12 protein-coding genes are annotated in these 12661 nt (G+C 66.4%); 6 read left to right on the top strand and 6 right to left on the bottom strand.

Going from position 1 to position 12661, the window contains the following annotated elements:
* Nucleotides 1–210: 210 nt before the first annotated feature.
* From ACWHYV_RS18830 to ACWHYV_RS18850, 5 genes are all read left to right on the top strand, one after another.
* Nucleotides 211–510, top strand: a complete 300-nt coding sequence (locus ACWHYV_RS18830; RefSeq protein WP_447978022.1) for a hypothetical protein — start codon at nt 211–213, stop codon at nt 508–510.
* Between the two features lie 22 nt (nt 511–532).
* Complete coding sequence (locus tag ACWHYV_RS18835; protein WP_447978023.1) at nt 533–1939, top strand: glycosyltransferase; 1407 nt, start codon at nt 533–535, stop codon at nt 1937–1939.
* A gap of 844 nt (nt 1940–2783) precedes the next feature.
* Nucleotides 2784–3128 (top strand): hypothetical protein, encoded by a 345-nt coding sequence (locus tag ACWHYV_RS18840; RefSeq protein ID WP_447978024.1) that lies wholly within the window; start codon nt 2784–2786, stop codon nt 3126–3128.
* A 409-nt stretch (nt 3129–3537) separates the two neighbouring features.
* Nucleotides 3538–4482, top strand: coding sequence for an IS110 family transposase (locus ACWHYV_RS18845; RefSeq protein ID WP_447976880.1), 945 nt, complete (start codon nt 3538–3540; stop codon nt 4480–4482).
* Between the two features lie 223 nt (nt 4483–4705).
* Nucleotides 4706–5650, top strand: a complete 945-nt coding sequence (locus ACWHYV_RS18850) for an IS110 family transposase (RefSeq protein ID WP_447976880.1) — start codon at nt 4706–4708, stop codon at nt 5648–5650.
* A 22-nt stretch (nt 5651–5672) separates the two neighbouring features.
* Here ACWHYV_RS18850 and ACWHYV_RS18855 read toward each other — a convergent pair whose 3' ends face one another.
* Entirely contained in the window at nt 5673–6206 is a 534-nt protein-coding gene (locus ACWHYV_RS18855) for a DUF2231 domain-containing protein (protein ID WP_447978025.1), read from the bottom strand.
* A gap of 287 nt (nt 6207–6493) precedes the next feature.
* Here ACWHYV_RS18855 and ACWHYV_RS18860 point away from each other — a divergent pair, with 287 nt between their 5' ends.
* Nucleotides 6494–7402 (top strand): DUF362 domain-containing protein, encoded by a 909-nt coding sequence (locus tag ACWHYV_RS18860; protein WP_447978026.1) that lies wholly within the window; start codon nt 6494–6496, stop codon nt 7400–7402.
* On the opposite strand, the gene ACWHYV_RS18865 is transcribed toward ACWHYV_RS18860, so the two are convergent.
* The 5 genes from ACWHYV_RS18865 to ACWHYV_RS18885 form a co-directional block, all read right to left on the bottom strand.
* Entirely contained in the window at nt 7356–7955 is a 600-nt protein-coding gene (locus ACWHYV_RS18865; protein WP_447978027.1) for a ChaB family protein, read from the bottom strand. The genes ACWHYV_RS18860 and ACWHYV_RS18865 overlap by 47 nt on opposite strands.
* A 65-nt stretch (nt 7956–8020) precedes the next feature.
* Nucleotides 8021–9133 (bottom strand): SRPBCC family protein, encoded by a 1113-nt coding sequence (locus ACWHYV_RS18870; protein WP_447978028.1) that lies wholly within the window; start codon nt 9131–9133, stop codon nt 8021–8023.
* 195 nt (nt 9134–9328) lie between these two features.
* The gene (locus ACWHYV_RS18875) at nt 9329–10441 is read right to left on the bottom strand and encodes a glycosyltransferase family 9 protein (protein WP_447978029.1); all 1113 of its coding nucleotides are present in this window, start codon (nt 10439–10441) and stop codon (nt 9329–9331) included.
* Nucleotides 10438–11589, bottom strand: coding sequence for a glycosyltransferase family 9 protein (locus ACWHYV_RS18880; protein ID WP_447978030.1), 1152 nt, complete (start codon nt 11587–11589; stop codon nt 10438–10440). Before ACWHYV_RS18880 ends, ACWHYV_RS18875 begins: the two co-directional genes overlap by 4 nt.
* A gap of 107 nt (nt 11590–11696) precedes the next feature.
* Complete coding sequence (locus tag ACWHYV_RS18885) at nt 11697–12590, bottom strand: glycosyltransferase family 2 protein (protein ID WP_447978031.1); 894 nt, start codon at nt 12588–12590, stop codon at nt 11697–11699.
* Nucleotides 12591–12661 lie beyond the last annotated feature (71 nt).

Genomic DNA, 12661 nt, shown 5'->3' on the forward strand with positions numbered 1-12661 from the left:
TCAGGCGCTCCTGGCACGATATCAGGTCCCGGACATGACGCTCGACCGAATCGGAGATCTGCTCCGGTACGATCGCGAGGCGTTCGGCCGGGGCTCGCCGACGGGTAGACAATCGCACTCAAGCCCACCGAAGAGACACCTTACACCGAGCGGCTGAAGCGAGGCGTTCGAGGTGTTGAGGGAAGCCAGACCAGGGACAAGGGAAGAAGCATGACGAACGACGAGAAAGCAAAGCTCATCAGGCCGTGGATCGATCCAGAGGAACGCGTGACCGTCCAGTTCCGCAACGAATCGAGTCTCAACGCCGAAGTGACCGGCGTCACGGACCAGGTGGTGGATCTCCTCCTCGATACCCGAATGGTCCATATGCGGCAGTCAGTGGCCGTCCCGTTGAGCCGGGTACGGGTCTCAGAGGATCTCAGTCACTACACCCGCGACCCGGACCGTCCCTTGAAGCGTCGTCGCTTGATGCTCGTGATCGACGAGGATCGCCCGCCCATCACCTATTAGCCGACGGCAGAGAGACGCCAGCATGCTTCAGACAGTCGACGTGGGGGAGCGGTCCATCGAGGCCTACCGGGGAGTGGCCCCGGACGTCACGCTGGATGACCTCGTTCGGGTGGCGGAGCCTCTCCGAGGCGTTCGGATTCTCCACCTGAACGCGACGCCGTACGGCGGCGGGGTCTCGGAGCTGTTGCGGTCGGCGATTCCGCTCTTGAACGATTTGGGTCTGGTGGCGGACTGGAAGATTATTCAGGGCGATGAGCGTTTCTTCGTGGTCACCAAGGCCCTGCACAATGGCTTGCAGGGCGCCCACGTCCGGCTGACCAGCGAGCAGCAGGCGATTTACCTCGCCCAGAGCGAGCAGAACGCGCGGATGCTCGAGGAGGAGTATGACGTCATCGTGGTCAACGATCCTCAGCCGGCGGCCATCTTGCCGCTGCACGGCCAGGGCAATGCACGTTGGCTCTGGCGGTGTCACATCGACACGTCGAGGCCAAATCCCGAGGTGTGGCAGTTTCTTCGACCCTATCTCACGGACTATGACGCGGCGGTCTTCACCATGGCGGAGTTTGTGCCGCCCGACTTTCCGGTCCCCCGCGTCGAGATCATCCCGCCCGCCATCGATCCCTTGAGCCCCAAGAACCTGCGTCTGGCCGACGAGACGGCTCGGCAAATCCTCGATTGGATCGGCATTCGGCTCAGTCGTCCGCTCATCACTCAGGTGGCCCGGTTCGACCCCTGGAAGGACCCACTCGGCGTCATCGAGGCCTATAAGCTCGCCCGGCGAGAAGTTGCGGGGCTTCAGCTCGCGCTGGTCGGCTCGATGGCGCTGGACGACCCGGAAGGGTGGGAAGTGTACCGCCGGCTCGAAGCCGAAGCGCAAGCTGATCCCCTAGTCCACGTCTTCACGAACCTCACCGGGGTGGGCAACATCGAGGTGAATGCCTTTCAACGACTCTCGAGCGTCGTGGTCCAGAAATCGATCCGCGAAGGCTTTGGCTTGGTCGTCTCCGAAGCCCTCTGGAAAGGAACCCCTGTGGTCGCTGGACAGGCCGGCGGGATCCCCCTCCAGATGGCCGACGGGGTGGGAGGCATCCTCGTGGACACCGTGGAGGGCTGCGCCGCCGGCATCATCCGCCTCCTACAACAGCCGGCTGAGGCTCGGGAGTTGGGCGAACGGGGACGCGAACGGGTTCGCGGGCATTTCCTGCTACCCCGCCTCCTGCTCAACGAACTGACGTTGATCCATCAGCTCATCGGAACACGACCCGCCGCGCAAGTCCGGCCGCCAGACCGGGACCCCGTTTGTGGCATGGCGCTCAAGCCGGAGGCCGAGGCTGTGACGGCGATCTACCGCGGTCATCCCTATCGGTTTTGCTCCGACGCTTGCCGAGCGCGCTTCTTCGAGAACCCGGACCGCTATCTCTCTCGCTGAGTCCATGCGATGTCAGTCATCAGACAGGACCCGACGACCAAGGAATGGGTGATCGTCGCCGGCTAGCGGGCGCACCGGCCTCATGGCGTGCCGGCGACGGCCGAGCCGCGGGCAAAGGACCGTTACGATCCCACCTGCCCGTTCTGCCCCGGAAATGAGCATCGGACACCTGCCGAAGCGCTCAGGATCGTGGGGTCCTGAGGGCTGGGCCGTCCGCGTCTTCCCCAACAAGTACGCGGCCCTGAACAATGACGGGAGCACCGAGCGCCGCGAGCTGGGGCCACTGTTCCGAGAAATGGACGGTGTCGCTGCTTGCCGTGGGCAAATGAATTCCCGAGCTGATGAGGTACGCCTCTCGATGGCGTTGAAAGAAGTCGATGTTATAGCTGAACAGCGTGGTGTGGCGTTGGCCGCGGAGATGCGTGACCTCCGTCCGCTGTTCGATCATGGGCGGGGGGAAGATGCTGCTCGAGTGGGGATCGACGGAACAGGCCGACACAACAAGGGGGGCGATGAGGGGCCACAGCCGACGCGATGACATGAGTCATGGCCGGAGACTACCACGGGCGTCGCGACCCGTCAGTCGGGTGGCCCTCAAGCATACGATCAGGAACGGCCTCGAAACATTGTACGTATGATCAGCGCCCGCGTGTCCCTTTTTGGAACCCTCCTCGATCTGCCCTTTGCCCCCTTCTGGTACTCAACAGGGTGTCGTCCGGCTCGGCTCTGCAAAAAGTCAAATGACCTGTCCTGCCTTGCTGTGGCACTGACTTTGCTGACCCCAGGCACATCGGCTTTCTACTGATGTCCCGATCGGTCGGGTCGGTCCAAGGCGAGGAAGATCATGCTCATCACACGCTCATCTCTCGTGCTCATGACCATCATCCTAGCGCTGGCCCTCCAAGGCTGTACGGCGACTTCACCTCAGCGCATGCTCGATCAGCAGGACCATGCGGGGCTTGCGAACTATTACTCCCAGCAGGCCCAAGACTTCAGGGAGAAGGCCGAACGCTGGGACTTCATGGCTGAGTTTTACGAGACACACCCTCCGCCGCATGGGAAAGTGGACGTGCCTCAGCATGCACGCCACTGCCGGGAAATCGCTCAAAGCTACCGAAAGGCCGCGGACGAGGCAGAAGCCTTGGCAATGGAACACCGGCGCCTCCGACCCCATGGCGTCGTCAACTGAACCACGACGTCAAGCCCTGCTCCAGACCGCTCCAGGCCTCTAGAGCGCCTCGTTCCCTCATCCTTAAACTTCCAAGGGAGGCTCGCCCTCTTCACCTTAGCCTCAACCTCCTCCCTCCCCCGTCCGCCTTCTCTCCCTCAACCTTAGCCTCAACCTCAACCTTCCCCTTTTCCCCAGGGGCTCGTCTTCTTCATCCTCAACCTTAACCTTGTATCTTTCACCTGATCTTTTACTATGACGCGAGCATGAACCCCGGACGTGATAGGCCGATGAACCTTCGGTCCCGTAGACCGTGGTTGAGCGTGGTCGTCACGTCCTTGCCTCCCCAAGCTCGTACAGTTGCCTGGGCCGTGAGCCCGCATCGTGGCAAGGCCGAGCGAGTCGGAGGCCTTCACGAGGAGGAGCACCCATGACTGACACGCCTCGCTTTGTTGGCATTGACGTCTCCAAGGAGCAGCTTGACTGCGCCGAGCGGCCGTCGGGGGCGCGGCAGGTGGTGCCGTACACCGAGGCCGGTCTCAAGGCGTTGGTGGAGCAGTTCCAAGCCGCGCGTCCGGTCGCCATCGTGGTCGAGGCGACGGGGCGCCTCGAACTGCCGCTGGTGAGCGCCCTGGCGGCTGCGGGGCTGCCGGTCTGCGTCGTCAATCCGCGGCAGGTGCGCGATTTTGCCAAAGCCACCGGGCGGTTGGCCAAGACCGATGCGCTGGACGCCGCCGTCCTGGCGCAGTTTGCCGAAGCGGTCCGGCCGGCGCCCCGGCCGATCGCCGATCAGGCCACCCAGGAGCTGCGGGCGCTGCTGACCCGCCGGCGGCAGCTCCTGGACATGCGGACCGCCGAGCAGAACCGCCTGGGGACGGCGCCCCGGCGTGTGCAGCGCCAACTCGAGGCCCATCTCGCCTGGCTGGACCGCCACCTTGCCCAGGTCGATGAGGAGCTCTCGCAGTTGATCCAGTCGCTGCCGCTGTGGCGCGCAAAGGAGGATCTGCTGCGCAGCGTGCCGGGCGTTGGCCCGGTGATGAGCCGCACGCTCCTGGCGGAACTCCCGGAACTCGGCACCCTGAGCCACAAACACCTGGCGGCCTTGGTCGGGGTGGCGCCGCTCAACCGCGACAGCGGCACGCTGCGCGGCCGGCGCACCTGCTGGGGCGGCCGTGCCCCCGTGCGGCAGGTCCTCTATATGGCGACGCTGGTCGCGGTGAAGTGGAATCCGGTGATCAAGGCGTTCTATGGCCGACTCCGGGCCGTCGGCAAGGCGCCCAAGGTCGCCCTGGTCGCCTGCATGCACAAGCTCCTGACCATTCTCAACGCGATGGTCAAACATCAATCACCGTGGCGAGTCAGCTCGCCCGCTTGACAATCAAGACAGTTGCTCAACCTTGTATCTTTCACCTGATCTTTTACTATGACGCGAGCATGAACCCCGGACGTGATAGGCCGATGAACCTTCGGTCCCGTAGACCGTGGTTGAGCGTGGTCGTCACGTCCTTGCCTCCCCAAGCTCGTACAGTTGCCTGGGCCGTGAGCCCGCATCGTGGCAAGGCCGAGCGAGTCGGAGGCCTTCACGAGGAGGAGCACCCATGACTGACACGCCTCGCTTTGTTGGCATTGACGTCTCCAAGGAGCAGCTTGACTGCGCCGAGCGGCCGTCGGGGGCGCGGCAGGTGGTGCCGTACACCGAGGCCGGTCTCAAGGCGTTGGTGGAGCAGTTCCAAGCCGCGCGTCCGGTCGCCATCGTGGTCGAGGCGACGGGGCGCCTCGAACTGCCGCTGGTGAGCGCCCTGGCGGCTGCGGGGCTGCCGGTCTGCGTCGTCAATCCGCGGCAGGTGCGCGATTTTGCCAAAGCCACCGGGCGGTTGGCCAAGACCGATGCGCTGGACGCCGCCGTCCTGGCGCAGTTTGCCGAAGCGGTCCGGCCGGCGCCCCGGCCGATCGCCGATCAGGCCACCCAGGAGCTGCGGGCGCTGCTGACCCGCCGGCGGCAGCTCCTGGACATGCGGACCGCCGAGCAGAACCGCCTGGGGACGGCGCCCCGGCGTGTGCAGCGCCAACTCGAGGCCCATCTCGCCTGGCTGGACCGCCACCTTGCCCAGGTCGATGAGGAGCTCTCGCAGTTGATCCAGTCGCTGCCGCTGTGGCGCGCAAAGGAGGATCTGCTGCGCAGCGTGCCGGGCGTTGGCCCGGTGATGAGCCGCACGCTCCTGGCGGAACTCCCGGAACTCGGCACCCTGAGCCACAAACACCTGGCGGCCTTGGTCGGGGTGGCGCCGCTCAACCGCGACAGCGGCACGCTGCGCGGCCGGCGCACCTGCTGGGGCGGCCGTGCCCCCGTGCGGCAGGTCCTCTATATGGCGACGCTGGTCGCGGTGAAGTGGAATCCGGTGATCAAGGCGTTCTATGGCCGACTCCGGGCCGTCGGCAAGGCGCCCAAGGTCGCCCTGGTCGCCTGCATGCACAAGCTCCTGACCATTCTCAACGCGATGGTCAAACATCAATCACCGTGGCGAGTCAGCTCGCCCGCTTGACAATCAAGACAGTTGCTCAACCTCAATCTTCTCCTTTCCTCTGTCCCGCCTTCTCCAGTCCCAAGAGCATCTGCTCGAGCTTTTCATCGCCGGGCGGCTTGATCTCCGGGACATCGGTGGGGCCGCCGGCCGCTTTGACGCGCATGCCGTGTTCGTAGACCAAGTGCCCGCCGTACCATGCGGACACGAACAGGCCCGCGTTGCCGACCAGCGACAGAACGATCGGGAGCCCGCCGGGCGCCCGGCGGTTCCGACGCAGGAGCAGGTTGACGGCGGTCAGGCTGAGCAAGGCGACGTTGAGGATTCCGTGCAACCGACCGATCTTCTTCGTCTCGCTGTCTTCGGGAATGGTCATGAAGTCGGCTGCTCCCGCCGCCCCGGCGGCAAGGCCTCCCACCAAACCTCCCATCATCGCGTAGTAGGCGGCATCCGCGTACGAACGGTCGCGCGTCGCCAGGTGCATGACGTCCATGAGCAGACTGAACGGCAAGAGCCCGGCCGGCATGACGATCATCTGGGGATGCAACGGATGTCCCGTGAATGTGATCCGCGGCATACGAACCTCCTCGGTTTCTCGAAAGCCTGGCCCGTATCGTAGCGTGCGGGGTGGCGGCGGCCCTATCGGCGGGAGCCTCGCCGCCCCGTAGACCACTGAGCGTCAGGGAAAGCGCGTATGGCTTCCGACTTCCTCCCTGACGGACAGGCTCATGATCGGCAGGCTGGTATCGCTCCACGCCCGACTGCGGTACAGATTGGATGAGGCCGAGGGAGTAACCCAGCAGTTCCAGAGAGCAAGAGACGGCATGCGGCTGGGCCGTGGGACCTGTACCCGAGGATGACGAGATGGCTCGCGTCGCGATTGCGCGGCATGACGACATCACCAGGGCCATCCGGGAGGCGCTCGGCCACCTGGACCTCGAGCCCCTGCTGCGGGGAAAGCTGGTCGCGGTCAAGCCGAACGAAACGTGGGCATCGCCGAGCGATGCCACGGGAGTCACCCAACCCGACACGCTGCGCGCGGTCCTGCAAGCCGTGCGGCGACATGGCCCGCGCGCCGTCGTCGTGACCGGAGGCGCAGGCGCGGCGGAGACCGCCGAGGTCTTCCGGTCTGCCGGCTTGATGGAGGTCGTCGAGCAGGAGGGCGCCGAGTTCTTCGACCACAACCGTCCCCCGTTCGTGCCGGTCGAGTTGGACTACGGGCGAGATCGGGAAGTGCGGGGCCCGCAAGAGACCGTGATGGTCAACCCGCGGGTGCTCGAGTACGAGGCGCTCGTCGCGGTCAACCAGCTCAAGCTCCATGAAACCGCAACCGTGACGCTCGCGCTCAAGAACATCGCGATGTCCTTCCCGGCCGCGGATTACTACGGCCACCCGCGCAGCCGGCAGCGCCACCAGCACCATTTCTTCGACGACATGCATTCCTTCATCGCGGCGATGGCGAAACGTTTTCCGATTCACCTGGCCGTAACGGTGGGACATCCGGCGATGATCGGGACCGGACCGCTCGGCGGCCATGTCGTAGAAACGGGGTTAGTGATCGCGAGCTGCGATGCGCTGGCGGCGGATGTGGTGGGCGCCCGACTCTTGGGGTTCACGTCGCAGGCGGTCCGGCACTTGTGGGAAGCGGCCCGGCTGAGGATCGGAGACGCGGACCTCGATCGCATGGAATTTCCAGGACTGAGCCTCCGGCAAGCGATCGAGGCCTTTACCGCGGCCGCCTATGGCGAGCGCTTGACGTTCGAGCACGAGTAGCCCGCGCCGCTTCCTTCCGAGCTTCTTTGGCTTTCACACGCGCTTCGGCTTCCGTTTTTGCGATCTTGCCGCGTGCCGTCGGCGCCGGCTTCGCCGTCGACGACGGCCGTGTGGTGGGCCCGCGGGCCGCCTGCGGGTCCGACGGACCCCGCTCGGCCTTCTTGACCCAGTGGTCTCCTTCCTTCTTGTAGGAGTGCTTAAGGGAGGCGTACGCCACCCGGTGCGCCCGGGCCCCCTCGCCATACGTCTCGACGGCGCTGTCGTGGGTCTTCGTCCAAATCTCTTGGGCGTGTTTGTCCGATCGCCGGATCGTCTCCGGGATCTCGGTCCGTTCTCGTTTGCCGCGCGGCATCAACACCTCGCTGGTCGCGGTGAGGGTCTCAACGAAGAGCGGCTCGCGGGCCGCGGCGCGTTCCACACCCGCCGTCCCCCCGGCGCCGGCGTTCACGGCGCGGGGCCTGACCCACCGCCGCGGCTCCTCAACGCCCCCGGGCCGGCCGTTTGCCACGGGCGACACCGGGCTCTCGCGGCTCTTGGCGGTCGGAATGCTCATCCTCCCCGGGCCTCGTCGCCGGATCGCTCGCCGGCTCCGGCTCTTCCGGGGTCCCAATGGGCTTGTCAGAGTCTTGCCGCGGGTGCGACATTCCGCTCTCGTTCCAGGCTGTAGCCTTGCGTCTCGATCAGGTCCTTGAATCGGCGGAGGTCTTCTTCGAGCAACCGTTCGGGGTCCTGCCCCATGATCGAGGCGATCATCGAGCCCAATCGCCCGCCGGGCGGGGCATACTGCATGGTCACCGTCACGTCGGTGCTGCGACCATCACCCGCCGGCTCAAACCGTACCGACCCCGCGTTGTCGACATCGGATCCCCGCAACGACCGCCAGCCGATCAACTCATGCTCGATCTCATTGATGATCTCCGCATCCCATTCCAGCTTCGGCCCGCCGATCGGCAAGGCCTTGATGACCCAGTGGGACAGCCGGTCGTTGAGCACCTGAACCGAGTCGAGGTGGCTCATGATGCGGGGCAGGTTTTCCAGGTTGCGCCAAAACCGGTAGAGCTCCTCACGGGGGCGGTCGATCCGGATCCGCTTTTGAACCTTGACCGACTGGCCCGTCCGCACCTTGCGCCGGCCGAGCGCGTTCGTATCGGCGCCGATCGCATCGTACAGCATGCAGTACCCGCTGACGCCGCGATGCAACAGCGCAGCCCCGACGACGGCCAGGAGGCCGCCGGCCCACGAGCGGCGGAACACCCCGGCGGTGAGAAGCCCGGCGCCGAGGACACCCGACACGACCCGCTCGGTCTCACCCACGTTCTGGTCGGCCTGCTCTTCGCTCCATCCGAGGTCCTGTTTGTTCGTTCGATACCGTTCCCTGCCTGTCATGGATTCCATATGGCCCTCCGCGTTCATCGACTCGACTCCACCGCGCGAGCCGGCGCCTTTCCCTGCCGACGGTCCAGGCTCACGCCGGGACGCCTCCGACTCCGGAGGGAGCTCAAGGGCTTCCGACTCTCCATGGTCCTCGTAGCCGGCGGCCCCGCGAATACCTTGGCCCCACTCGGCTTGGCCCCTGACCACCGCGTCGCCGGGTGGAGGCGGGCCCGACGCCGGGTAGACTCCCGAGCCGCCGACGTCATCGGGACGCGGTCTCCCTTGCCCAGACGGCGCGCCTTGCGGCGAGCGGGTCCCCCGTTCGGTCCTGAGCTCGTCATCTCGTCGATTCGGCATCACGCTCCTCCTGGTTCCTGCTACTCTACGCACCCCGCGCCCACCTCGGCATCAGTCGGAGCTTCCAGGCGTTGTCGCTCAGACGCCCGGGGGCAGCGAGGGCGGGCGGCCTACGCAACCCCTTCCCGGCCGTCTGCTTGCCGTTGCTCCCCGGCGGCATCGGACACGGCCTCGCTCCGGCAGTACCCCGGATCGTCACGCCGCGCTGAACGTCAGACCGTCGATGGACGCGCTCGTGGGATCGCGCTCGGGTGATGCTTCCCGGGCCGTCTGTTCGAACAGCTTCCGAGCCGCTTCCGCCACCTCGTCGGTCGGCACATCGGCCACGAAGGATTCCCGGTGCGGGCACCGGCCCTCCATGCAATTCGTGCCGCAGACGGGACAGCACAGACACCACGACACGGCGGGCCGATGGCGCCGGCGAGTCAAGGGTCCGCCGTTGATGAGGTTCCCGCACCAAAAGATTCCGACCGTCGCCGCACCGAGTGCGGCGGCCAGATGCAGCGGGCCCGAGTCGTTGCCGACGAAGACGCGACAGCGTGCCAAGGCACCGATGAGCCCGTGCAGGGTTAGACGGCCGCCGAGGTCCAGGGCGGGAGAAGTCATGGAGGCGAGGACCTGCTCGATGACCGGCTTTTCTTGCTCGAGTCCAATGATCGCCACCGCGGCACCCGCCGCCGCCAACACGTCCCCCACCCTCGCAAACTTCTCCGCCGGCCACCGCCGGCGCCCGTCCGTGGCCCCCGGGTGGAGCACCGCCAGCGGCGTTCGGCGCGGAAGGACCCGGTCCGCTTCCCGATCATCGGTCTCGGTCACCGCGACGCGAGGCTCGAGCCTGACCGGCCGCACGCCGAGCAAGGACACCACTTCGAGGTAGCGCAGCACTTCCGGTTGGAAATACACGTACGGAATCCAGCGATCGAGCGGCACGGCATCGGGAGTCTTCATGCCGACCGTGAGCCGAGCCCTCAGCCGGCGAATGAAGGGATTGGAATGGCGGCCGCCCCCATGGAGCTGGAGCGCGACGTCGATCTGCTCATCGGCCATCGCGGCAAAGAACGCCCGCACGGCGCGCCGGTCTGTCTCGGGCTCGTCACGAACGCCGCGGAACGGCGGCACCACGACGACGCGATCGACGGGGGACGGCCGGCCGGAGAACAAGGCGGCGTGCAACGGCGCTCCCAGCCAGATGATCTCGGCCGCCGGGAAGGCGACACGGAGCGACTCGACGGCGGGCAGGGAGAAGATCAGGTCGCCCAGCCCGTTTGCACGAAGGATCGCAATTTTCTTCACGTCGGAGCCGGTCATAGGCCCTGAGTGTGTGTGGTCGTGTGTGCGGAACGCCTGCTTGGTCCCGATGGCCGGCCCCGCCCGCCATCCGGGTGACCAGTCCCGTCGCTGGCTCGCATCACCGCTTCGGCCTCAGCGACGACCTCGTCTGCCGACACGGCGAGGAGGCACACGTTCCCGATCGGGCAGCGCGCGTCTGGGACGAGGTGAGCGAGGGTGCGGTGCGGGCCGCCATTGAGCGGGCCCCAGTCCACCGGGTCCGTCGAACCGAAGATCGTCACCGACGGCGTCCCGAGCGCATAGGCGATGTGGGCAGGACCGGAATCATTGGTCAGCAGCACATGCAGGCGGGCGATGACCCCGCCGAGCACGCCAAGCGATGTCCGCCCGATCAGGTTCCGGCACGCTCCCCGGACGCTCTGATTGAGACGTTCCCCGACCGCTCGTTCCCGTTCGCCGCCGAGCAGCACGATCGTCCCGCCGTGACGTCGCTGAAGCTCGCTCCCCGCTTCGGCAAATCGCTCGGCGGGCCAGCGCTTCGCGTCGTCCCAGGTCCCGGCGTGCAGTCCGATGAACGGCGGATCGGCGTCGGTGAGAAGCCGATCGGCCGCCAGAGCCTCGTCGAGGCCGAGGGGAAAGTCGAGCGTCAGGTCTTGCGACGGGGCCCCGAGGAACGCCATGAAGGCCAGAAGCCGTCGGGCCTGATGGACGCCCGACGGCATCGGAAAGGCCGCATCCAACCGGCCGGGCGGATCGCCGGGGCGAATCAGCCCGGCGGTCATTCGTGCGCCGAGCATCAAGGTCACGGGATTGGCATAGACGCCGGTGCCGTGCATCTGAATCGCCAGGTCGAAGCGCCGGTCCTGCATTCGCGCAAAAAACGCGAGTGCGTCCGCGGCCCGGAACCACTGCTCCGCGATCCCCGGATAGCCCGGGAAGGATTCGACTCGATCCATGAGAGCAGAACGCCGGGCGAGCTCCGCCACCCATGGGAGCGCAATCACCGTGATCTCCGCCGCCGGGAGCGCCGCCCGCAGCGCGCGAAGCGCGGGCGTGGCGCAGAGATAGTCGCCGAGGCGGGAGGCGCGGAAGACCGCGACCCGGGTCGCCGCGACTGGGAGCCGGTTGAGCAATCCGGGCTCCGATGCGTGCACACGCGTGGCCATGCTGGCTTCCTCAGTCACGCCACCCTAAAACACCGGACCCGAGTGCGGAAATCAGAGGCCGCCGACCGGAGGTGTAGTGCCGGCATCCACCACCGGGGAGGAGCGGCTTACGAAACTGCTTGGTCCGTGGACCGCGGATGGTGATCGGTCGGTGAGAAGAGGGGGGCTTCGCGGCCTCCGGCATAGCGGGCAATCATCTCCGGCAGCAGGTCGAGCGCGTGGCCATCGACAGTTCCCCGCTCGTTCAAGACGGTCGACGGCACTTCCGTGTGGTAGGTGCCCGAAGGCATGATCGCGCACCCACCCCACCGGCGCAGGAGGAGGTTCTGCACGAGGACCTCTTCACCCGAGTGATAGCGGGGCAAGCGGGGCCAGAACGCAAACCCGCCGACCTCGAGGAGCTTACGGCGATCGTAGAGCACGCAGGACGCCACCCACGCGACCTTGTAGAGGCGGCGCTCGCCCGGCTTCAACCGCCGCCCGGCATGGAACTGATTGGCGGCGCGGTGGAGGTGCCGGCGCTCCCATCGATCCGAGCCGGGGTCGACCTCTTCGGGCGTGACCGGACCGTCCCAGAATTCGACGTGCTGCTGATGCGGCCGGACATCCTCCCGGTAGGACAGCCCGGCCGGGAAGGCGCCGACGAACCCGCACCCCTCGGACCCGAGCGTCGCCAAAAGATGATCCACCACCCACGGCTCCATGAAGACATCATTGTCCAGGTACAGGACGGCGTCCGCCGACGCCTGCTCGAGCAGGAAGGCCCGCTGCTCGGCGATCCCTCGCGACGGCACCCGGTAATGCCATTCCACGCGGCCACCGCGCGACTCGATCACGCGCCCGAGCGTTTGGACGACCGGTTCCTCCCAGACGGGCCGTGCGCTTTGATCCGAGACCACGACGCGAAGATCGGCCCGCGACTGCCCGGCGAGCCCGGACAGGGTCATGATCAGCGAGGAGAGGCGATTGTAGGTGGGAAGCAGGACATCGACGGTGGCCATGTTGGGAAGTGCTGAGTGCTGAGTGCTGAGTGCTGAGACTTCGGATCGGAAACGGCAGAGGCTCCGTTCAC

This window comes from Candidatus Nitrospira bockiana, assembly GCF_965152565.1.